This window comes from Arcanobacterium pluranimalium (genome assembly GCF_016907845.1).
Classification (GTDB): domain Bacteria; phylum Actinomycetota; class Actinomycetes; order Actinomycetales; family Actinomycetaceae; genus Arcanobacterium_A; species Arcanobacterium_A pluranimalium.
Genome location: NZ_JAFBCS010000001.1, coordinates 728,260 through 750,498 on the forward strand (window position 1 = coordinate 728,260; position 22,239 = coordinate 750,498).

Annotated in this window: 16 protein-coding genes, 1 tRNA gene and 1 pseudogene; 15 read left to right on the forward strand and 3 right to left on the reverse strand. The window is 53.2% G+C overall.

Going from position 1 to position 22,239, the window contains the following annotated elements:
• The first annotated feature begins 11 nt into the window (after nucleotides 1-11).
• Together JOD55_RS03015 and JOD55_RS03020 are read left to right on the forward strand one after the other, a co-directional pair.
• Complete coding sequence (locus JOD55_RS03015; protein WP_204398523.1) at nucleotides 12-1,595, forward strand: SpaH/EbpB family LPXTG-anchored major pilin; 1,584 nt, start codon at nucleotides 12-14, stop codon at nucleotides 1,593-1,595.
• 77 nt (nucleotides 1,596-1,672) lie between these two features.
• Nucleotides 1,673-2,638: a class C sortase gene (locus tag JOD55_RS03020; protein ID WP_204398524.1), complete on the forward strand. Its 966-nt coding sequence runs from the start codon at nucleotides 1,673-1,675 to the stop codon at nucleotides 2,636-2,638.
• A gap of 546 nt (nucleotides 2,639-3,184) precedes the next feature.
• Here JOD55_RS03020 and JOD55_RS09315 read toward each other — a convergent pair.
• Nucleotides 3,185-3,766 (reverse strand): annotated as a pseudogene (locus tag JOD55_RS09315) (isochorismatase family protein); the annotation flags it as partial.
• A gap of 267 nt (nucleotides 3,767-4,033) precedes the next feature.
• Here JOD55_RS09315 and metG point away from each other — a divergent pair.
• The 8 genes from metG to JOD55_RS09055 all read left to right on the forward strand — a co-directional run bounded on the left by metG (nucleotide 4,034) and on the right by JOD55_RS09055 (nucleotide 14,179).
• On the forward strand, nucleotides 4,034-5,839 hold the full coding sequence (gene metG / locus JOD55_RS03030; RefSeq protein WP_204398539.1) for a methionine--tRNA ligase: 1,806 nt from the start codon (nucleotides 4,034-4,036) through the stop codon (nucleotides 5,837-5,839).
• A 7-nt stretch (nucleotides 5,840-5,846) separates the two neighbouring features.
• Nucleotides 5,847-6,806: a TatD family hydrolase gene (locus tag JOD55_RS03035; protein ID WP_204398541.1), complete on the forward strand. Its 960-nt coding sequence runs from the start codon at nucleotides 5,847-5,849 to the stop codon at nucleotides 6,804-6,806.
• 73 nt (nucleotides 6,807-6,879) lie between these two features.
• Entirely contained in the window at nucleotides 6,880-8,244 is a 1,365-nt protein-coding gene (locus JOD55_RS03040; protein WP_204398543.1) for a hypothetical protein, read from the forward strand.
• Between the two features lie 263 nt (nucleotides 8,245-8,507).
• Nucleotides 8,508-9,689 carry an aggregation-promoting factor C-terminal-like domain-containing protein gene (locus JOD55_RS03045; RefSeq protein WP_204398547.1) on the forward strand — a complete coding sequence of 394 codons (1,182 nt, stop codon included), beginning with the start codon at nucleotides 8,508-8,510 and terminating at the stop codon, nucleotides 9,687-9,689.
• Between the two features lie 71 nt (nucleotides 9,690-9,760).
• Entirely contained in the window at nucleotides 9,761-10,735 is a 975-nt protein-coding gene (rsmA, locus tag JOD55_RS03050; RefSeq protein WP_204398548.1) for a 16S rRNA (adenine(1518)-N(6)/adenine(1519)-N(6))-dimethyltransferase RsmA, read from the forward strand.
• Nucleotides 10,736-10,746: 11 nt separating this feature from the next.
• Nucleotides 10,747-11,661 (forward strand): 4-(cytidine 5'-diphospho)-2-C-methyl-D-erythritol kinase, encoded by a 915-nt coding sequence (locus JOD55_RS03055; protein ID WP_204398550.1) that lies wholly within the window; start codon nucleotides 10,747-10,749, stop codon nucleotides 11,659-11,661.
• 14 nt (nucleotides 11,662-11,675) lie between these two features.
• Nucleotides 11,676-13,634, forward strand: a complete 1,959-nt coding sequence (locus JOD55_RS03060; protein ID WP_204398552.1) for an ATP-binding cassette domain-containing protein — start codon at nucleotides 11,676-11,678, stop codon at nucleotides 13,632-13,634.
• Between the two features lie 20 nt (nucleotides 13,635-13,654).
• Entirely contained in the window at nucleotides 13,655-14,179 is a 525-nt protein-coding gene (locus JOD55_RS09055) for a MarR family transcriptional regulator (protein WP_204398559.1), read from the forward strand.
• Between the two features lie 236 nt (nucleotides 14,180-14,415).
• Here JOD55_RS09055 and JOD55_RS03070 read toward each other — a convergent pair whose 3' ends face one another.
• Nucleotides 14,416-15,639 (reverse strand): ABC transporter permease, encoded by a 1,224-nt coding sequence (locus tag JOD55_RS03070; protein WP_204398560.1) that lies wholly within the window; start codon nucleotides 15,637-15,639, stop codon nucleotides 14,416-14,418.
• Nucleotides 15,636-16,607 (reverse strand): ABC transporter ATP-binding protein, encoded by a 972-nt coding sequence (locus tag JOD55_RS03075; RefSeq protein WP_239538949.1) that lies wholly within the window; start codon nucleotides 16,605-16,607, stop codon nucleotides 15,636-15,638. The genes JOD55_RS03070 and JOD55_RS03075 overlap by 4 nt, the downstream gene beginning before the upstream one ends.
• Before the next feature lie 183 nt (nucleotides 16,608-16,790).
• Between JOD55_RS03075 and JOD55_RS03080 the strand changes: the two genes are divergently transcribed.
• The 5 genes from JOD55_RS03080 to aes all read left to right on the forward strand — a co-directional run bounded on the left by JOD55_RS03080 (nucleotide 16,791) and on the right by aes (nucleotide 22,196).
• Nucleotides 16,791-16,861: transfer RNA gene (locus tag JOD55_RS03080), tRNA-Gln, on the forward strand.
• A gap of 84 nt (nucleotides 16,862-16,945) precedes the next feature.
• Nucleotides 16,946-18,016: an NTP transferase domain-containing protein gene (locus JOD55_RS03085; protein WP_338022185.1), complete on the forward strand. Its 1,071-nt coding sequence runs from the start codon at nucleotides 16,946-16,948 to the stop codon at nucleotides 18,014-18,016.
• Between the two features lie 87 nt (nucleotides 18,017-18,103).
• Nucleotides 18,104-19,084, forward strand: a complete 981-nt coding sequence (locus JOD55_RS03090; protein ID WP_204398564.1) for a ribose-phosphate diphosphokinase — start codon at nucleotides 18,104-18,106, stop codon at nucleotides 19,082-19,084.
• An 827-nt stretch (nucleotides 19,085-19,911) separates the two neighbouring features.
• Nucleotides 19,912-21,228: an MFS transporter gene (locus JOD55_RS03095; RefSeq protein WP_204398565.1), complete on the forward strand. Its 1,317-nt coding sequence runs from the start codon at nucleotides 19,912-19,914 to the stop codon at nucleotides 21,226-21,228.
• A 5-nt stretch (nucleotides 21,229-21,233) separates the two neighbouring features.
• The gene (gene aes, locus JOD55_RS03100; RefSeq protein ID WP_204398567.1) at nucleotides 21,234-22,196 is read left to right on the forward strand and encodes an acetyl esterase; all 963 of its coding nucleotides are present in this window, start codon (nucleotides 21,234-21,236) and stop codon (nucleotides 22,194-22,196) included.
• Nucleotides 22,197-22,239: the final 43 nt, after the last annotated feature.

Genomic DNA, 22,239 nt, shown 5'->3' on the forward strand with positions numbered 1-22,239 from the left:
AAAGACAGCTCATGAAAATGAACTTCAAAGCGCGGCTTGCTGCTGTGCTCGGCATAGTTGCCGTTGGTGCGGCATCGCTGGCTGGCGTGAGTACGGCCGAAGCGAACGTAGCTAACATTCAGGCAAAACACAATATTTTTACTCAAGGCACTGACACGACATCAAACACAGCGACCACTGCGGCTATCGAAAACAACCGAAATGGAACGTCGTCGTTAACTATCCACAAATACGCGGCCGATTCTGCAAATCCGGCTCAAGGTCAACCAGGCACTGGTGCGCAGATTAGTGATCCCACTACGCTAGGAACCCCGTTACAGGGCGTACAATTCCGGGTAACCCGAGTTGACAGCAAGAGCGGCACCCAAATCGATCTCGCCACCAACGCGGGTTGGGATGCGATCCGCGAACTCAACGGTATGCCGGTAGCAACGGCAGTTTCCACCGTTAAAACTGCACCGTATGTGTTGGGTACACAGACGGTAATAACCACCGATGCTCAAGGTGTTGCTTCACTCGCCAACCAAAATTTTGGTCTTTACCTTGTTGAAGAAATTGCTCCGGGAAACAACAATATTACTGCTCCGGTACAACCATTCTTGGCCACTCTGCCACTCGGTAATGGTAGTTCTTGGAACTATGACGTGCACGTTTACCCGAAGAACACCCTGGGTAAAGAGATCACGAAAGTGGTTTCAGATCCGGTAAACACTGCTGACGGACCACAGGTCACATGGACGATCGATTCGCCAATTCCAGCTTCGACCTCCTACACCAAAGCTCAAGTAGTGGATGATCTCGATTCGCGCCTGACCTACGTTGCCAACACCGTTCAAGTAACGATCGTTGATACTACTGGCGCACGCAATACACTTGCACCAAATGACTTCACCGTGGACGTTGCAGGGCAGCGAATTACCGTTACTCTCGTATCGTCTGGTCTCGGTAAGATGGTTTCCGGTGGACGCCTCCAAGTCGATTTTGCAACTATCGTCAAAGGCAGTGGAATCATTCCAAATACTGTTAACTCCTACGTGAATGACTCGGTATTCCAGCTTCTTCCAACCGATCCAAATAATCCAGACAATCCAAACCCGAGCGTTCCTACGGTGTATTGGGGCACATTGAAGCTCCTCAAAGTTGATGCGGGAAATAATGCGCTAAAACTCGCTGGTGCACAATTCGGTATCTACAACACCGCAGCTGATGCTGCTAGCGGAACGAACGCCGTCGGCACCTACACGACGAATGCTCAAGGAGAAGCGGTGGCTTCGCTGTACATCGGTCAATCCGATATCAATGGCACAACGCCACAGTCACGCACATTCTACGTAAAAGAGCTCGCTGCACCTGCTGGATACGTGCTAGATGCAACGGTGCGTACCGTTGCCCTGAGCCCAACCAACACCGAAACTGCGCCTTTCGTTTTGAACATTACTAACGAGCAGGAATTCATTCCAGGGCTTCCACTGACTGGTAGCCAAGGAACCGTGCTGATGATCGTTGTGGGAACCTTGCTTGTGGCTTCTGGCGTTGGATTCGCAATGTATGGCAAGCGTCGCAAGGCAGCAGCTAATGCTCAAACTAAGAACTGAGTGATGTGCGGAGCCGTTAGCTGCACATACGGCTACGGTTCTTCGCTTTTGCTTAAGAGATAGTTAGCAATGGCCAAGTGGCTGAGCAGCCAACACTGCTGCTCAGCCACTTATCATTCAGCTCAGCCGCTTTGCTTGAATCTGAGGTTGCCTTGAGAAAAATCCGAAGAACTCGCTGGAAGCTCAACAAATTTTCGTTAATTCCCGCATTTATCGCGCTGATTGGTGTGGTGATTTTGCTGTATCCAATGGCGGCCTCATGGGTGAGCCAAGTGAACCAATCTGCCCTCGTGCACGACTACTCCCGCGCGCTTGATAACGCTCAGCCAAGCAAAGACCAACAAATTCAGCTCGCACACAAATACAACGAAGCGCTGCGCTCAGGCGCGATCATCGAAAGTGGTGCAAACAAGGCTGTTGGCACTGGCTCAAATGCAGGCGCTGACTCAACAGCAAGTCTCAAGTATGAGGATATGCTCCATACGCCACAGAGCGCAGTAATGGCACGTGTAAAAATTGACTCCATCGGCGTTGACCTGCCGATATATCACGGAACTTCCGACGAAACGCTACGCGTCGGCGTCGGGCATCTCAAAGGAACGTCGTTACCAGTTGGTGGAATCGGTACGCGAGCTGTTCTTACTGCTCACCGAGGCTTGGCCGAAGCCACCCTTTTCACGAACTTAGATAAAGTCAAGAAAAACGACGAGATCGTGATTGAAGTATTCGGAGAAGTACTCGATTATCGCGTGGTGGATATTCAGATCATTGACCCTGATGCCACGCAGAACATCAAAGCCGATCCGAACCGTGATCTTATTTCGCTTATTACCTGCACACCGTTGGGTATTAACACGCAGCGAATTCTGGTGACGGCGGAGCGCGTTACGCCCACGCCGCCGGCGGTTATCGAAGACCAAGGTAAGAAGCCGGATATACCTGGTTTCCCGTGGTGGATTGTCTATCTCTCCGTGGCTTTGTCGATTATCACATGGTATGTGTGGACCAGCGGTACGCGACAGATCTCGATCAAACCTGATTAATCACGGCTTGAAGTCAATATCCGAAAAGTCGAAGTCTTCGTCGTCGGCATCGCCCGAAAAATCGAAACCCTCATCGTCTAGATCAAAGGCGCCCTCGTCGATACCAAACTCGGAAAGATCCAGATCGGAGAGATCTTCCACCTCGGCAAGGTTCTTGATCGTATCCAACTCTTCATCTTCGCCGTCGGACGTCAGCTCAGGATCGGCGTCGTCGTCATAATTATCAGAATTATTCACGGCTTCCGTGCCGGGTTCGTGCGCCGCTAGGAATTCGTCGGCAAGGAAATCAGCGGCTCCCGCTTCGTCTTTATCCCAATCGGTATCGGACCATTCGTCGTCGGAAAAATCATCCGAATCGCCAAAATCGTCTGCGCCAGTCCCGCCCCAGGCGTCATCATCAGCCCAAGAATCGGCGTCGCCCCACGAATCTGCACGTCCAAAGCTTGTCGGCGCAACAGCGGCAGCGGCGACGTCGTTCGCCACCGTATCTCGTGCACCAGCGTTATCGCCTGGGATAGGGGCGTCGGCTTGCTCGACGTAGAAACCGAACGCCTCGGTGGAAGCGAGCTGTTCGACGCCGGCCTCGTCCATTTCGCGGCGAGCATCCTCTCCCTGATCAGGGGAAACAGGCACGGTCAAGTCTGAGAAAACACGGGTTGGCCACCCCAGACGCAGCGAATCAAGAGCAGTCCACTTCACGCAGTGCGACTCCGCAATTCCCGCAATATCTACGCACTCGATGCCGTGAGCACGCAAAACGTCTTCGAGCGTTTCGCCGTCGTCGGTCTTGCCCTCGAACCCGGAATATGCCGCAGCGTATTGCCCCTTTTTTACCGAAAAATGGAAAGGTAGGCTGGCGATCTCGTCGTGTAACTCGGCATCTGCCGTACCTGCCACGCCGTGGGGCGGCCAGGAATCGATGAAATCAGGGGTATCTGAAAAGTGTTCGCCCGGATCGATATGCCAGTCTTGGGTGGTGATGATCAGGGAGTATTCATCGGCATTTTCGGTTACAAAATCAGCGATTCGCGTGGCTACGGCGTCGCCGCCAACCACTCCGAGCGCGCCGCCTTCTGTGAAAGTTGGCTGAACATCAACGATGAGCAGTGCGCGGTTTTCTGCCTCCATGATTCCTCCCTGCAAAATGAGCGTTCCTATTAATCAAGTGTACGGGCAATGGTGCGCAGTATACTACTAGAACCGCGTCTCGCTGAACGCGCACAGAACCGCACCTTGCCGAACGCGCACAGGATCACGGCTAACCGAACGCGCATTGCACCCACCTGCCCAATGAGACGCACACCTACCAAAAGCAATATGTGAACTTGGCGTGAGTTATCCACAAGTCCGCTCTCACGTTTTACGCGCACTGGTATTTAGCCGTAATCTTAAGGTATGTCAAAAATCCTTTCTGCAGTTGCTTGGCCGTATGCGAACGGCCCGCGCCACATCGGTCACGTGGCTGGTTTCGGCGTGCCTTCTGATGTGTTTTCTCGCTATATGCGAATGGCGGGTCACGATGTACTCATGGTTTCGGGTACCGACGAACACGGCACTCCGATTATGGTGGCTGCAGATCAAGAGGGTATGACGCCGCAGGAATTGGCCGATAAAAACAACCGGATCATCGCCGAGGATCTAGTAAATCTTGGTCTTTCTTACGACCTCTTCACCCGCACCACCACTGGAAATCACGAGCGCGTGGTGCAGCAGCTGTTCAAGGGGTGCCGCGATAACGGTTATATGATCGTGCAAGAATCCGCGGTAGCTATCGATCCTAAAACAGGCAATACGCTGCCAGATCGCTATATTGAGGGCACTTGTCCGCTGTGCGGGGCTGAGGGCGCGCGCGGCGATCAGTGCGACAACTGCGGAAACCAGCTCGATCCGCAAGATTTGATCAACCCAGTATCGAAGATTTCCGGCCTCACCCCCGAATTTAAGACGACGGAGCACTACTTCCTCGATCTGCCTGCGTTGGCGGGTGCGCTAGGGGACTGGCTTGACCAGGTTGAGGAGTCGGGCAAGTGGCGTCCGAACGTCATTTCTTTCTCCAAGCATCTGCTTGACGACGTGCGTCCGCGCGCGATGAGCCGCGATATTTCTTGGGGTATTCCGATCCCAGGCTGGGAGGATCAGCCTAACAAGCGCCTTTATGTGTGGTTCGACGCCGTGATCGGTTACCTTTCGGCGTCGATCGAGTGGGCACGACGCCGCGCTGCCGCAGGTGAGGGAAGTGCTGAGGACTGGCGCGAGTGGTGGACGAATCCTGAGGCGCTGTCGTACTACTTTATGGGCAAAGACAATATCGTGTTCCACTCACAGATTTGGCCAGCGGAATTGCTTGCGTATAACGGCGAAGGTGCACGTGGTGGAGCTGAACACGAGCTGGGCAAGCTCAATCTCCCAACCCAGGTGGTCGCTTCGGAGTTCTTGACGATGGAGGGTAAGAAGTTCTCTTCCTCGAAATCTGTGGTGATTTATGTACGTGACGTGCTCTCGCGCTATCAGCCAGACGCTTTGCGTTATTTCATCTCCATTGCTGGGCCAGAAACGTCGGATTCTGATTTCACGTGGGAAGAGTTCGTGCGGCGTAACAACTCAGAGTTGGTCGCTGGCTGGGGTAACTTGGTGAACCGAACCGCCGCAATGATTGCCAAGAATTTTGGCGAGATTCCGCCAGTTGGCGAACGTGAAGCGATTGATAACGAGCTGCTTGATTCGATCCGTGCGGGCTTTGGTACAGTAGGCGATTTGATCGCTAATCACCAGCAGCGTGCGGCTTTAGGTGAGATTATGCGGCTTGTTGGTGAAGCTAATGGCTACGTTTCGCGCACCGAACCTTTCAAGATGAAAGATGAGGCCTTGCGCGGGCGTCTTGGCACAGTGCTCAACACGTTGATCCAGGCCGTTTCTGATCTGAACACTATGATGAGCGTGTTCTTGCCACATTCTTCGAACGTGATTGATGAAATCCTCGGCGGCGATGGCACGATTGCGCCGATGCCACAGCTGGTGGAGACGGTAGATCTCGATAACGGGCACCCATTCCCGATTATTACCGGCGACTACAGCGCTGTGCGCGCTTGGGGGCCGCGTGATGTGGTGCCTGGAACGCCGATTTCCAAGCCGAAGCCGGCTTTCCAGAAGTTGGACGAGTCTGTGGTTGACGAGGAACTTGCGCGTCTGAATCTTTCCTGAGGAAACTATGGCAAAGAACAAGAAACGTAACGTTCCAGACATTCCAGATTTTCTGCCCGTTTCTATCGTTGACAATCACACCCATATTTCGCCTGATCCGCAGGTCGAAACGGGTGAGAACGGCGTCGCTCTCCCGTTGGTGCAAGCGCGGACGGACGACGGCGCCCTCAAACCGCCGATTCTCCTCGATACGCTCTTAACTGGAATGGAACGCGGCGGCATTCGTGCAGCGATCACCTCTGGCTGCGAGCTGCCTGAACTTGAGTTTTCGGTGCGTATTGCGCGTGAGCATGCACAGATTTGGGCTGCTCTTGCTATTCACCCAAATGAAGCCGCTATGCACGCTGGGGTGCGAGAAGAGTCGCCTGACGGGCTCGCGCACCAGTCGCTTGCACACCATCAACAGTTTTCGCTTGACGAAGCAATTGCGCAGGTAGCAAGGTTGTGTGCCGACGACGCCGTGGTGGCAGTTGGCGAGACGGGTCTCGACTATTTCCGCACAGGGCAAGCAGGGAAAGGTGCACAAAAGGAAGCGTTCCGTGCGCATATTGTTTTGGCGAAAGAGCTGGGAAAACCGCTACAGATCCACGATCGCGACGCGCATGCCGACGTCGTCGATATTTTGTTGCGCGACGGCGCTCCGGAAGCGACCGTCTTTCACTGCTTCTCGGGTGATCGGGAACTTGCAGAGATTTGTGCGCAAAACGGATGGTATGCGTCGTTTGCCGGGCCTATTACTTATCCGGCGAATGAGTACTTGCGCGAGGCCTTCCTGGCAATGCCACCAGAGTTAGTGCTGGTAGAAACAGATGCACCATATCTGACTCCGGTTCCCTTCCGGGGGCATCCGAATGTGGCGTGGGGAGCTGCCTACACGGCACGTTTCCAGGCACAATTGCGTGAGATTCCTTTAGTTTCTTGGTGTGAACAGCTCAATTACAATACCCTCAATGTGTACGGAATTTAATTCTTGATACGGTGTGCTCTGATAGCGCACATCGAGGGGAGAAGTCGTGACTTCGTTAATATTGAGCCTAGTTGTGAGCTTATGTTTTCTGATATTCCTGGTATTGCAGGCAAAACAGTGGAAGACTCTCCCGGCATCAAGAACGCGTTTTGGGCATAGATTCCTGATCGTTTTTGATTCAATTCTGGCCGGATGTTTCATCACAATTTTGGTAGCTGCCTGGAATCATCAACCGATTGCTACCAGCTTTAAGGTGGCAACGTATGTGCTCGTGCTCTTCGAGCTCCTTTTCCGTGGGCAGCTCAACCGCTATTTGAGCCGGGTTGATGAGAGCGATACGAAACTATTTCGCCACTTGCACCAGACGTTTAAGCACAGGATTCACACTCTGCGAAGTGCGTTTAAGCCGGCATTGAGATACGCCGCTGGGCACATTAAAGACCCAGTGGTGATTGAAGATATTGACATGCCGTTTCAATTCTCGACGCGGCGGGTTGCGTCGTCTCAGAAAAAATTCTTTGTGGTGACGTTTTTCGTCATCGCAATTCTCAGCATAGTGATCGTCAGCGGCAAGGCCTATAACGTGCTTGGTGATAAAGACAGTGCTCTTTCTGCTCTTTTGCGTTTTTTGGTTGCTACATATACCAATAGTTTCGCCTATTCGTGGATAGCGGGCGTTATAGTGTCGTTCGGGATTTTTGCTGTTGTAGTGGGTAAATGCTTCTCGGATCACGACGTTACTTTCGATACGAAGCGCCTGATGAGGTTTATTGCTGAATGGGCGAGTGTGGGAGTTGCCATTGGATTTTTGGTGGCATGCCTTTCGCCGGCTTTCTTGATATTGCAGATTCCGGGTGTTTCGCAAGAGATTCACGTGTTAGTTTCTCCTAATGCGGTGATTGAGTTCACTGCCGCTGGAGCTTTGTTTGGCGCGATCATTGCCGTGTTAAGCTGCCCGCTTTATGCTTTCCGTGGAGAAGCTCCCCTCTATGTTTGGCTCTCGCTGCCGGTGATTTGTTTTGTGATGATGGTGTTTCTTAGCTATGGCTTTGGCATCAATCCGCACACTTTCATTCATGAGATTGTTAAAGCAGGTAGAACAGAAGATTTCATGAGCGTATTCGCCCATGCTGATTCAATGACTGATAAGCAGACCTTGGATTTGTTCAATAAAGACTGGCGCTACGTGGCCGGATTTTGGAACCAATTGGCTGCTGAAGAGGGAATTGATCCAGCCGGTGGCTCGTCGCTCTATCTGGGCGTGACTTTCTTGGTGTACGTGGTACAGTTTGTGGCGCTGTATCTGCGTGCGATTATGCATATTTACCGCCACGATCCGCACAAGAATCTTGGTATTTCTGCTGCTCATGGCACTGAAATGAGTGTGGGAGTTGAAGCTGGGCACCCGCATGGTGATTCGGGACGTGAAGCTCACTAAAGGTTGAGCTAATCACTAAAGCTTGCATGAAATAACATTTTGGTTACAATCAATATAGAAAATGTTACGAACATTTGGTTAATGGCAAGCAAAGTGCATTGTGCAAGGTGACGAGCAAGGCATAGCGCACGCGAAGGAATTGCTTGATATGAGCCAAATGAGCGTCTTGTAGGGAAGATGCTAACAACGGGCTTTCGTGGGGGATACACGAGCAGCGAGCTCTTTGCTAGGTTCCCTGCTGTAAGTTCGACTTTGGAGAGACTTTGGGTAGACACACTGCCACCGACGGCGTATCGCACACTATTGATGCGCACCAGCCAGCAAAGCCTGGTTCACGCCGCGCTATGCGTCAGGCAATGCGGGCGCAGAAACTTGCGGAGCAGAATGCTGAGCATAACGGCGTCTTGCCATGTGAAGAATATGCGCAAGAAATCTATGCCGAGCATATGAACAAAAATCTCGTTTCGTCCGAAATTTTTGTGCGTACCGAACGTCGTGTGCCACGGATTTTTTCAAAATCGCGTGCAGCGGTGGTCGCTCTCGTAGCCGTTAGCTCAAGCTTGAGCGTTGCGGCAGGAGCGTCGTCGTACTCCTCGTCCAGCTCAGTGCTTAACACGCAGGCCACCGCTTCGCTTTCGGAAGCTTCGGCGCCCGTCGTCAAAAAAATGAACCTCTCGGTGGTGGCTGATGGAAAGAAGCGCGACGTGGATGCCCTCACCGGCGCAAACGTAGCTCGCGTTCTCGAAGACGCCGGAATCACGCTCAACTCCCTCGACGAAGTTTCCAAAGCGCTCGATTCTTTGGTAGATGACGGCGATTCCATCACGATCATTCGCGTCAAGCGCGACACCATATCTGAGCAGTTCACAGATCAGCACGCCACGAGTGAACAGCAAGATCCTAACCTGCCGAAAGGCCAACGGCAGGTTGTGACCCAAGGCGTTGACGGCCAGGGCACGCGCTCGTTCTTGGTGACTTATCGCGATGGTCAAGAAGTAAAACGTGAGGTTATTGCAGAAGCGATTACTCAAAACCGCGTTGACGAAGTCGTCAAGGTTGGTACAGGTGAAGCTGCTGCGGCTGCGGAAGCCGCACAGGCGCAACCGGCGAGTGCCGGCGCTCCTGTATCAGGGCCAGTAAGCCCTGGCTCAAACCGCGAGATTGCACAGTCGATGCTCGCTTCGTTCGGTTGGGGAGCAGATCAATTCCCGTACCTCGATGCGCTGTGGCAAAAGGAATCTGGCTGGAATCAGAATGCGGCCAATAGAAGCTCGGGAGCTTACGGCATTCCACAAGCTCTGCCTGGTCGAAAGATGGCTTCGGCGGGAGCTGATTGGCAAACGAACCCTGCCACCCAAATTCGTTGGGGTCTTGGTTACATTAAGGGTCGCTACGGCTCTCCACAAGCTGCCTGGGCTCACTCCAAGAGCACCGGTTGGTACTAATCCGATTACGCCGGTCACGATTGTGCCGGCGAGATACTAATACGGTGGCGAACTAGGTAGAATTAACACTTATGATGAGTGAAGCTTTTCCGGGAAGCGGCGAGCATTCGCCGCTTCCCGGCAGTTTATTGGGGCCAGTGCAAGTCCGTGAACTGGCGGCTATGTTGGGTATTAGACCCACAAAGACGCTTGGGCAAAATTTCGTGCACGACGCTGGTACCGTGCGCCGGATCGTGCGAGATGCCAATGTGCAGCCAGGAGATGCTGTTGTAGAGGTAGGGCCAGGCCTCGGCTCGCTCACCTTGGCGATTTTAGAAACGGGCGCACTCGTATCCGCTGTGGAAATTGATCCTCCGTTAGCTGGGCAATTACCGCAAACCGTGGCGGAATTTTTGCCAGCCGCCGCACCAAACTTTGCCGTACTCAATCAAGATGCAATGAAAATAGGTGCACCTGAGGATTTAGCTGTACCGCTGGCGTGGCAAGCAAAGCACCCGAACCAGCCTTTTGCTCCCAAACACCTCGTTGCTAATCTTCCCTATAACGTTGCAGTACCAATCCTTATTGTGTTGTTAGAAAACCTGCCGAGCCTCGAAACGGTTACAGTGATGGTTCAATCCGAAGTTGCCGATAGGCTGGCTGCCGAACCTGGCTCTCGCACGTACGGTGTGCCCTCAGTAAAAGCAGCGTGGTATGCCAACGTGTGGCGCGGTGCGAAAATTTCTCGAAATGTGTTTTGGCCAGTGCCTAACGTCGATTCAGCGCTTGTGCACATGAAAGCGCGTCCTGTGCAAAGTGACGTCGAACGCGAATTGGTTTTCGGCGTCGTCGATGCTGCTTTCGCGCAGCGGAGAAAAACTCTTCGTGCAGCTCTTGGGGCGTGGATTGGCTCTCCGGCTCGCGCCGAAGAAATTCTTGCGCACGCTGGAATTGACTTCCAACTGCGCGGCGAGCGGCTAACGGTCGACGATTTTATCCGTATTGCCCAAGCTTTTCAGTCGGTGCTGAGTCCGGACGAACTTGGCACTCTTCTCATACGAAAGTGATGAGGTAACCAGTGGAATCTGTGGAAGAGGTAGTTGTGGAGCGCGTGATAGCCTCAGCGCCAGCGAAAGTGAATCTCGCCTTGCGCGTGGGCAGTGTGCGGGACGACGGATTTCACCCGCTCGATACCGTTTTTGAAGCTCTAGATCTGTTCGATGACGTCACCGCGACGCACGCTGATGACCTCAGCATGGACATCGCCGGATTAGGTACAGATTTGCCCTGCGATGAGAGCAATTTGGTACTGCGAGCAGCGCGGTTGCTGCAGCAGGCAACCGGGACGACGCGCGGCGCCCATTTGAGCGTGACCAAGCGTATTCCAGTTGCGGGCGGTATGGCAGGAGGTTCTGCCGACGCCGCAGCCACACTCGTCGCCTTAAACACCCTGTGGGAGTTGGGGTTGAGTGGCGAGCAGCTTTTGGAAGTCGGTGCTGAACTCGGCTCTGACGTGCCATTTTCCCTCCTTGGTTCAATTGCTCGTGGCACTTCACGTGGCGAAAAATTAGAATCGATCAAACCCGGCGCAATGCATGGCTGGGTGCTGCTAACGAATCCGGTGGGCTTATCGACCCCAGCTGTTTTCAGAAAATTTGATGATCTTTCCTTGGAGGCTGGGCAGCCGGCGAGTACCGAAGAATTATGCCAGGCAGTGCAAGGAAACGATTTGTGCAAAATCGGGCAGCTTCTGATCAACGACTTAGAAGCACCAGCATTTGCCCTGCGTCCGGACCTAGCCGAAATTGTGGTGGCACTGCAAACTGTGGGGCATGGCGTAGTGCTTTCCGGCTCCGGGCCAACCATTGCCGTCTTATGTGAGATTTCCCAGTTAGAAAGCCTCGGATCGGAACTTGCCAACGCATTTCCCGAGCTTTCGGTAGTCAGCGCGGTAGGGCCAGCTGCGGGCGCGCATATAAAGCAACAAAACTAAAGGTAGTTGAGCTAGTGGCACATATCCTCAACCTTGAAAACGTTTCAATTTCGCTCGGTTCACGGCCGATTCTCGGCGACGTCAACCTCTCACTCGAAGACGGTTCGCGCATCGGCGTCGTTGGGCCAAATGGCGGCGGAAAATCCACACTCCTCAAGCTGATCATTCGCCAGCTCAACCCAGATAGCGGGCGGGTAACCACAGCTGGTGGCACACGTTTTGCCGTCTTAACCCAGGTTGATTCGCTCGATCCAAAGCTCACAGTGCGCGAAGCGATCCACAGCGGCAGTTCAGAATTCGAGTGGGCTTCGGATGCGCATATTCGCGAGATTCATCGAGGTTTGATTCCCGATGTGGACCTTGATCGTAGCGTAGTAGCGCTTTCAGGTGGGCAACGACGGCGAGTGGCGCTCGCTGCGGTGCTGTGCCAGGACGCGGACGTCGTCATTCTCGATGAGCCAACGAACCATCTCGATATCGAGGGCGTAACTTTTCTCGCTGGTTACTTGAACAAGCGTTTCGCACGTGGCGCCGGCGCACTTGTAGTGGTCACTCACGACCGGTGGTTTCTCGACGCCGTCTGTGAGCGTATGTGGGAAGTCGTGCCAGGAAACGATGGGGCAGGGGGACGTAACCCCAAGCCTGGGCATGTTGAAGTCTATGAGGGTGGATATGCAGCCTACGTTTTACAGCGGGCAGAGCGGGCCAGACTTGCCCAGCAAGCTGCGCAAAAGCGTAATAATGTGCTACGTAAAGAACTGGCGTGGCTGCGACGCGGTGCTCCGGCGCGCACCTCAAAGCCGCGTTTCCGCATTGAAGCAGCTAATGAACTTATCGCTGACGAACCGCCGCCGCGGGATTCGGTGGAATTGGCAAAAATGGCCACCACGCGGTTAGGTAAAGAAGTCGTTGACCTGATCGACGTCGATTTTGCCTGGGAAAATGCGGGTTCGGGTGCGCAAGGCAAGGTACTCAACAATGTGACCTTGCGGTTGGCGCCCGGTGAACGTATCGGAATTTTGGGGCGAAACGGTGCGGGAAAGTCCTCGCTTTTAGGACTGATGAACAAGTCTTTAGAGCCGACGGCGGGGCGTGTTAAGCACGGAAAAACCGTTGTGCTCGCAACGCTTTCGCAAGAGACTCGCGAGCTAGACGACGTCGGTCACCGTCGCGTCGTAGAAGCAGTGCACGATATTGCCGCCCATGTGATGGTCGGCAAGAAAGAGATGAGTGCTTCGCAGCTGGTAGAGAAGCTCGGATTTACCCGTGAGCGGGCGTGGACTGTAGTTTCGGAACTTTCGGGCGGCGAGCGGCGTCGTCTGCAATTATTGCGACTCTTGGTTGGGGAACCGAACGTGCTGTTGCTCGATGAGCCAACCAATGACTTAGACACGGACACCCTCGCTGCTATTGAGGACCTGCTCGATTCGTGGTCAGGAACTTTGGTAGTGGTTTCGCACGATCGCTACTTGCTGGAGCGCACCACCGATCATCAAGTCGCGGTGATGGATGGCGGCGTGCGAGATTTGCCCGGTGGGGTGGATCAATACCTCGAGCTATCGGCGCAGGCGCAGGAGCGAACGGGCGGTGCAGGGTATTCTGGAGCTGGCGCAGTGCGTACAGGTGCTGGGGGTAGTGCCGGTAGTGCTGGTAGCGCTGGTAGCGCTGGTGGGAAGCACGACGCCGGTATTGGTGCCGGGGCAGGTGTGGTAAGCGCGGGCGGCGCTGATACAGACGGCGTGAGCGCCGCGGCTCGCGAAAGGCTTGCGAAAAAGACGATGGATCGTTTGGAGCGGCAAATCGCTAAGCTGCAAAAACAGATTGATGCGCTGGGTGTGCAGCAAACGGATTACGCGATGGCTGGAGACTATGAGCAGCTAGCTCGGGTAGGAAAAGAGATTTCTGCGCTTCAAGAGCAAGTTGAAGTGCTGGAAGAAGAGTGGTTGGAAACGTCCGTAGACGTAACATCTTGACGTCAAGTAAAGTTTGAGGTGTGAACCTTGAACACGACGTACCGACTTCCGACGAAGTCGATCATATTGTTGCCGCATGGCAAGATCAGCGGCCAGATTTCAACGCGCAGCCCTTGGCATTATTCTCGAGACTGCTGCGACTTGGCCGGCATCTAGACCGGATTCGGCGAGCTACTTTTGCCGATTTTGGTTTGGAGACGTGGGAATTTGAGATGCTTTCTGCGCTGCGTCGGCAAGGTGTGCCGTTCCAGCTCACGGCAGGGCAGCTCATGCAAGAAACTCTGGTTTCATCGGGAACAATTACTAACCGCATCGATCGGATGGTTGATCACGGTTTTGTGAAAAGGACGTCCGATCCTGCAGATAAGCGGGTCGTTTATGTAGTGGCCACTGCTGCCGGCATTGAAGCGGTAGATCGCGCCATGGAAGCGCTGCTCATTGCGGAGCATCAACTTTTGGAGGGAATTGCTGCTGATCAGCGCGATGAAGCGGTGGGCGTGCTGCGCACGATCTTGGAGCGGATGGGCTTAGGAGAAAAGCGATAAAACAGCTGGTTGAGTGGTTGTTTGGTGAGCTGCTGGTGAGTTGTTTGTAGTGAGTTATTTGCGGGACTTGGCGGTGGCTAGTTGATGTTGTCTTAGGGGTAGCTGTATTGGTATCGCACTAGGAGAGCTCGAAAAACAAGGACCATTCTGACCAATCACTAACAACCAACAAAGCGAGGGGGCTCTCAGATTTGCATAAATCTGAGAGCCCCCACTAGCCAGCTTTTGCCCGATTCCTACTTCTTACCGCGCAAGGCTTCGCTGAGCTTGAGACGTTTGCCCATATGGAGAACGGAATTTGAGTAAATGCGCCCTGCTAGAAGCGAGAGCAGGTAGATTGCCACAACTCCTACCGCCATAGCAGCAAGCGCTTCTCCCACACCCACGACGCCATAGGCCTGCCGGATCGGCATAATGAACGGCGTAAAACCAGGAATAAAGGAAAGCACCTGCGTGAGCAGCGACGTCGGCTGTGCTGGAACGAGGAAAATTCCCAGGTAGAACGGTATTAGCATGAAGAATGTGAATGGCCCAGTAATTGCACCCAAATCTTCTTGACGAGAGACGGTAGCGGCCAGTGCTCCGGCAATGGTGGTAAATGTGAAGAAACCAATCAAGAGCCATGCAAGCAGCCACCCGATGGTCGATCCAACATTGAGATTCGCCCACATCCCAGCGATGTTAAGCGAGACTATTCCTGCGGCAATATAGATCACCATCTGCACGAGCACGAAAGAACCAATTCCCAAAATCTTGCCCAGAAGCAAGGTGCGTGGACGTACTGCAGAAAGCAATATCTCCACTACACGAGAAGATTTTTCTTCAACGACGCCAATGCTGATGGTCGACAACCCTGTGATCACTGCAAAGAAAAGCAACATTTGGGTGATCACGCCAGTGAAATAGCCGATTGGATTGCTTTCCATCAAATTCATCTTTTCACCCGCAATGGTGGTGATCTTAGGAGTAAATGCTTTAGCAATCTGCTTTTGAGCGTCAACGCTCAACGGCCCGGCCACGCGATCCGTCGTCGTCATTACCACTACTTGCGAGATGAGCTGGGTAATTGCTTGGTTGCTCGCCTTGTCTTGGTCTTTGCTTTGGATGATTTCAGGGTCGGCAGGAGTGCCGGTGAGCACTGCGCTGGCCGGAGCGGATTTGGACGCTACCTGCTTCTTCAGCCAGTCTTCTGCCTCTGCTGCTTTAATGGATTCGACTTGCACCGCACCGGTGCCCTCAAGCGTCGGTTGGTACGGTTCCATCTGTTCAGTTATTGCAACAGAGAAAGTGGCTGCGGGTTGATCCGCTGCTGAGTCATTTTGGGACCGGTCTTTGATGATTCCGCCCACAATACCTGCAGCCAAAATGATGATGACCGTAACAATTGTGCCGATACGCTGAGCCTTTGCTCCAGCGAGCACACTGAATTCGCGTTTAATAATATGCTTTAACACTGTCATTTTCTCCCGAAGATCGCTGCAAGGCCACGTTTTGGTGGTGTTATTTCTTCTGTTGAGTTCTCATTATTGGCTGGAATGCTCACAACGTTTGAAAACAGCTCGTTCAAGTGCGGGCGATATACCGAGAACTCACGCACAGGCGCAAGATCCAAAGCTGCCCGAAGAACTGCCTGGTCGTCCACGCCCTGAGGTAAGGAGACTCGCACCGAGTCGTGCGCCAAGGTCTGCGCAGCAACTCCAAGTGGAAGCAGAGCCTGCTCGAGAGCTGCTGCACCGGCGTCGGAAGAAATGGTGTAAAGACGCTGATCAGTGGTGCGTAACTCGTCGATCGAACCTTCGGAAACGATGCGTCCCTGCGAGCAGATACCCACGCGGTCGCACAAACGTTCCACGAGGTCGAGCTGGTGAGAGGAGAAGACGACGGTGGCGCCCTCAGCGATTTTTTCTTTCAGTACCTCGCTCATCGCGTTCACTGCGAGAGGGTCAAGGCCGGAGAATGGTTCGTCGAGCACAAGGACCTGCGGGTTGTGAATCAGGGCCGCTGCGAGCTGTACGCGCTGCTGGTTGCCGAGGGAGAGTGCCTGGACTTGATCCTTACGCCGCCCTGCGACGCCGAGACGTTCCGTCCAATACTCCATCGCTTTGCGAGCATCAGCAGGGGTCAGACCTTGTAATATCGCGAGGTATTCGAGCTGTTCGCCCACTTTCATACGCGGGTAGAGTCCGCGTTCTTCGGGCATGTAGCCAAAATGTTGGCGGTTGGCAAAGGTGAGAGGTTTGCCATCCAGAAGAACTTCACCTGAGTCTGCTTGTAGAACGCCCAAAATGATGCGCATAGTGGTGGTTTTTCCGGCACCGTTTGAACCCACAAACCCGAATAATTCGCCAGGTTTGACTGAGAACGTCATGCCGTTGAGTGCTTTCGTTGATCCGAACGCTTTGTGCAGATCGTTGATAAGTATGGTCAACGTTGCTCCTCTAGCAGTAGTGATAATATGTACCATCTTTAAGTTTAGCGTAGATGGTCATGATGGAACGCACACATTGGACATTACGTCTCAATGGTTAACAACACGTGAACGTTTCGCATCCCACAATTTAGAATCTGATTGGAAATTAATGTGGGGAAGCTGGCACAATTAATCACGTAATCCGCCATGGTGTAAAGGCAGCACACGGGTCTTTGGAACCCTTAGTCTAGGTTCGAATCCTAGTGGCGGAGCGAAAATACCGCTGCTGCGCATCGAATTCCAATGCCGAGCGCCAATATTTGCTGGTATTTGAGCTAGGGAAACCAGGAGGAACTGTGACTCAGGGTAATGGTTTAGCTGCAGTGATAATCCTCGCGGCTGGCAAAGGCACCCGGATCAAGTCACAAACCCCAAAAGTTTTGCTCGAAATGTGCGGTCGTTCCCTTGTGGGACATGCGAACGACGCCGTTAGCTCACTCGATCCTCAATACACCGTTTTCGTTGTGCGTCACGAACGAGATCAAGTTGTGCGCCATCTTGAAAAGATCAACCCGCAGGCCTTGATCGCAGACCAAGACGATATTAAAGGTACTGGGCGTGCTGCATGGTGTGGAATGCAGGTGCTTCCACCGGATCTGCACGGTCCGGTGCTCGTGCTTGCAGGTGATTCGCCAATGTTCACCTCACAAGCTCTCGCTGATCTGCTCAGCGCACACGATGGCAATGCGGTAACGGTGCTTTCAACGAAAGTCGCTGATCCACATGGCTATGGTCGAATCTTGCGTGCGGCAATTCCCGGTTCTACCGAAGTTGCGGCAACTCCCAGTGCAACGGGGAATATTATCGGCATCGTTGAGGAAAAGGACGCCTCCGATTTAGAGCGGCAAATCGACGAAATCGGCACATCTACCTACATTTTTGACGCACAGTTCTTGCGCGAATCGCTCGAAACCTTAGGCACAGATAATGCCCAAGGCGAAATGTATCTTACCGACGTCATTGCTCGGGCAGCGGCGCTGGATGCGGGCGTGGGTTCGTATGTGTTAGCTGACTCGATCCAGGCGGAGGGCGTAAATGACCTCGTCCAACTCGCAACGCTCCGCGCGGAAAAGAATAGGCGCACGATAGAAGCTTGGATGCGCAGCGGCGTCGCCATTATCGATCCGCTCACCACAGTGATTGATGTGGACGTGACGCTTGAACCGGATGCGGTGATTCAACCAGGCACAATACTGCGGGGCAATACGCATATCGGTGCATTCGCCGTCGTCGGACCAAATACGGAACTGCGCGATGTGCAGGTGGGGCAGCGGGCAGTTGTTCCACACTCAGTACTTGTTGGAACAACAGTTCCAGCGGATAAACAACTGGCGGCTTTTACAGTCACGGTTAATAAAACGGAGTAGGCTTGAAACGCCGCTTCGTGCGGCATTCGAGTGAGCAACTTTTAAACCACCACGTTGAATCACCAAGCAAAAGGAATGGGACGCACGATGACGGGAATTCACACCAGCGGTGAAAAGCACCTTGTTTTAGCCTCTGGGCGGGCACATCCAGAACTTGCGAAAGCGGTTGCTGATGAACTGGGAATTGAGCTTGTGCCGGTGACGGCGTATGAGTTCGCCAATTCGGAAACCTACGTGCGATTTGACGAATCGGTGCGTGGCACGGACGTTTTCATCATGCAGTCCATCACTCACCCGGTGAATAAGTGGATCATGGAAGCTCTCATTATGTGTGACGCTGCCAAGCGTGCATCGGCAAAGCGTATCACGGTTGTGTTGCCGTCCTATCCATATGCGCGCCAGGACAAGAAGCATAAGGGGCGTGAGCCGATTTCCGCACGTTTGATGTCTGATTTGTTTAAGACGGCGGGTGCGGATCGAATCATGTCGGTTGACTTGCACGCTTCGCAGACGCAGGGTTTCTTTGACGGTCCGGTTGACCACCTGTGGGCGATGCCAACTCTCGTTGAATATGTGCGTACTCGTATTGATGTGAATAATACGGTGCTTGTTTCCCCTGATGCTGGGCGTATTAAGGTCGCTGAGCAGTGGGGCGAGCGCCTCGGTGGCGTGCCACTTGCGTTCGTTCACAAGACGCGCGATATCTCGCAGCCGAATAAGGCTGTGGCCAACCGTGTCGTGGGTGATGTGGCAGGTAAGACGGCGGTGATCGTCGATGACTTGATCGATACCGCAGGTACTATTGCCGGTGCGGTGCGTGTGGTTCTCGACGCCGGTGCCAAGGATGTGATTGTGGCGGCCACTCACGGCGTGCTTTCAGATCCGGCTGCTCAGCGTCTGGCTGAGTGCGGTTTGCGCGAACTCATCGTAACCGACACGCTCCCGATTGGTCCGGAAAAGCGCTTCCCGCAGCTTACCGTACTGCCGATTGCGCCAGTGCTGGCGAATGCTATCGAAGAAGTGTTTAACGACGGCTCGGTGACGTCACTTTTCGACGGCGCATTCTGATTTCGTGATTTTCTCCTGCTCTCGCAGTTTTTTTGGGAGCGTGGAAAATGCGTGCTAAGACGAAAATTCAGGCTGGCGTGGAGAATTTACGTTTGCGCGGCGAATCTGCGTGTGCGAAGAAATGCGCTAACGTGGAGAATCTGCGCTAGTGTGAGGAATTTGCGCTAGTGCGAGGAAACTAAGCGCGGCTAAAAATCTCGATGCGGCTCCCTAAAGGCTTGCTCATAAGGGGGTTTGCTACGATGCTTTGCAGCAAGGTAGCAAACCCCTTACGTATGCATGCTGCGCGTATATCAAGGATCAGCACACGCCAAATGTAACGCGCTCATCAAATGTTCGCCGCGCGCTCATCAAATGCACACCGCGCACATCAGGTGCTCGCGGTGCGCACATGAAGTGTTTGGGTGTGTTGGTCAAGTGTTCGCGGTGTGCTTGTCAAGTGCTCAAATCTTAAAACTTAGCGAAGATTAGGTGCAGTTTTATTGAATATTAAGCCAATCTGTCCCAAAGGTCCTACCTGCACTATTTTGTCTATGTTACGGTAGCGATGTGAGCTGGCATACTCTTATGCCACCGAACGACGTCCAAAGACGGAATTATGTTTCGGGTGGTTTTCACCGCCGATTGAGCGGGGAAACACAGGCTCCGAAGTTGAAAACGGACGGAAACCGTCCGATGTTATTCGCAATCTCCACATCAAATTTGAGTGGTTATTTGTGCTGTCTATTTTCCAAAGATTTTCGGTGCACGACTGCAGGCGCAGCTGTACTTTCCTTTGCAAAATTGGCGCACATGCATCTGTTCCACCTGCCGAGAAAGGCACCAGTATGATTTCTATGCGTCGTGAGGTTAAACCTAGCGATCTGAGCAATGGGCACCGGATCTTCCTTTTGATCCTCGTGTCGATGGGAAGCTCAATCATCTACTCTCCTGCATACCTCAAGAATGTGTTTTATGATCCGCTCATGCGTTCGCTCGATGCGACCAACGCTGATTTGGGCATGATGCTCTCTGCGTATGCGCTCACTGCAACAATCTGTTACTTGCCTTCCGGCGTCGTGGCAGACAAGGTGCGAGTGCGCACACTGGCATGGGTTGGTTTCACTACTACCGCAATTTTGACCTACATTTATGCGATGCTCCCCAGCATTACCACGCTTATGTTCGTATTCGTCGGCATGGGCATCACAACCATTCTGATCTGGTGGGGTATTCGTTTTAAGCTCGTTCGTCTTATTTCGGAAGAGGAATCCTATTCGCGCAATATCGGCATTTCCTACGGAATCTACGGCGCAGCTGGCCTTGCAATCGGATTCCTTCAGATCGCCGTCGTAAAAATTTGGGTAGATAACATCGGCTTCGGCGTTCAGTTCATGATCGGCGTGCTCGCCACCTTGATTTTGATTCTCGGCGTGCTTTCTTACCTCTTCATTCCTAAGTTCGAGGGAGAAATATCGACGGGAGAATCGGCATTCAACCTCAAATCGGCACTGCTCGCCCTGCGTAACCCAGTTGTTTGGCTGTCAGCAGGCTGCATGTTCTTCGTCTACTTCTACTACACCGGCGTCAACTACACCACCCCTTACCTCTCAGACGTTATGGGCGCATCTCTTGGCGTGGTAACTTTCGTATCCGTGCTGCGTACCTATGGTGTGACGCTGCTTTCGGGTCCTGTTTTCGGTTTCGTAGCGAAAGCTGTGGGATCGCCGTCGAAAGTTATCGCGGCTGGCTCCATCGTGACGGCGGGTCTTATCCTCGCGTTCACCGTACTTCCGACGACGTCCGCCATGGCTATCTTGGCCGCAATCGTGGTCGTGCTCCTCGGTTTCCTCGCTAACGGCGTGTTTGGAATTGTTTCCTCGCAGCTCACCGAAGGAAAAGTGCCACTTTCGGTGTTCGGTTCCGCCACAGGAATTCTCTCGGTGGTTGGCTTCTTGCCAGACACCTTCTCCTCCACATGGTTTGGCGCGATGATTGACGCAAAGGGTAACGAAGCATATCCGCAAATCTTCATGATTCTTGCCGGATCAGCTGCTCTAGCAGGCGTATTGGCGCTCATCTTGCTCGCATATGTGAAGCGAAATGCCAAGAAGCTCGAAGCCGAAGAAGCAGCAGTGCAAGCCGAAGCAATCGCTGGAGAGTAATTATTATGAACAAACTCAACGTTCCGAAACTGTGGACAAGCCAGATCAACGAAGCTGTGAAAACGGCTCAGCAAAACTCCGAGGGAGCTTATTCCACGGATCAGAGTTATGAAGAACTGCGCGCTGCCTATTGTCAAGAACGTGTGTTTTGGAATGAGGGCGGGCCGGAGATGGAAGAAACAGTCAATACTCTGATTCCCACTCGGCATGGTGAAATTCCGGTCCGCCTCTATTTCCCAGATCGAGTAGCACCTCATGCAGTGATTGTCTTTACTCATGGCGGTGGATGGGTGCTAGGAAATCCTGATACCCACGATCGAATGACGCGCATTTTAGCCAAAGAGTCAGGAGCTGTGGTGGCTTCGGTTGACTACACTTTGGCACCGGAAGCGAAGTATCCACAGCCGGTTGAAGAAACGGTAGATGTGATTCGTTACCTGCAAGATCACGGGACGCAGTGGAATTTGCGCACCGATAATATCTCTTTGGCAGGGGATTCTGGCGGAGCGCATATCGCTTTGGCGAGCTATTTTATGCTTCGCGACGCCGGTGCGGACGTTGCGTTCATTCGCTCGCTGTTGCTGTTCTATGGGTGGTATGGATTGCAGGATTCTGCTTCGGCACGCCTTATGGGCGGCTGGTGGGATGGCCTCACTCGCGAAGATTTCAAGTACTACAAGGATCTGGCGATTGAGAACGAGCAAGAGTACTCGAAGCCCTATATCGACCTGTTGAGCAATGATATGACGGCAGTAATGCCGCCAGCTTATGTGATGGCTGCTGAACTCGATCCGCTTATTGATGACTCAAAAGCGCTGGTTGCGATGCTGGAAGCTCATAACAAAGAGGTGGAATTCGACGTTGTACCTGGTGTGATCCACGCATTCTTGCACTACACGAAAATGGTGGACGCAGCGAGTGAAGCGCTTGCTCACGCGGCTCGTTTCCACCGTCGTCATGCGCTCTGACGCGAGTAAACACCAAAAATACGTAAATAACCCTATCTGTGCA

Coding starts and splice junctions, on each gene's coding strand:
- aes (WP_204398567.1), top strand. CDS start 21,234: ATGAACAAACTCAACGTTCCGAAACTGTGGACAAGCCAGATCAACGAA.
- metG (WP_204398539.1), top strand. CDS start 4,034: ATGTCAAAAATCCTTTCTGCAGTTGCTTGGCCGTATGCGAACGGCCCG.
- JOD55_RS03070 (WP_204398560.1), bottom strand. CDS start 15,639: ATGACAGTGTTAAAGCATATTATTAAACGCGAATTCAGTGTGCTCGCT.
- rsmA (WP_204398548.1), top strand. CDS start 9,761: ATGATGAGTGAAGCTTTTCCGGGAAGCGGCGAGCATTCGCCGCTTCCC.
- JOD55_RS03095 (WP_204398565.1), top strand. CDS start 19,912: ATGATTTCTATGCGTCGTGAGGTTAAACCTAGCGATCTGAGCAATGGG.
- JOD55_RS03035 (WP_204398541.1), top strand. CDS start 5,847: ATGGCAAAGAACAAGAAACGTAACGTTCCAGACATTCCAGATTTTCTG.
- JOD55_RS03090 (WP_204398564.1), top strand. CDS start 18,104: ATGACGGGAATTCACACCAGCGGTGAAAAGCACCTTGTTTTAGCCTCT.
- JOD55_RS03015 (WP_204398523.1), top strand. CDS start 12: ATGAAAATGAACTTCAAAGCGCGGCTTGCTGCTGTGCTCGGCATAGTT.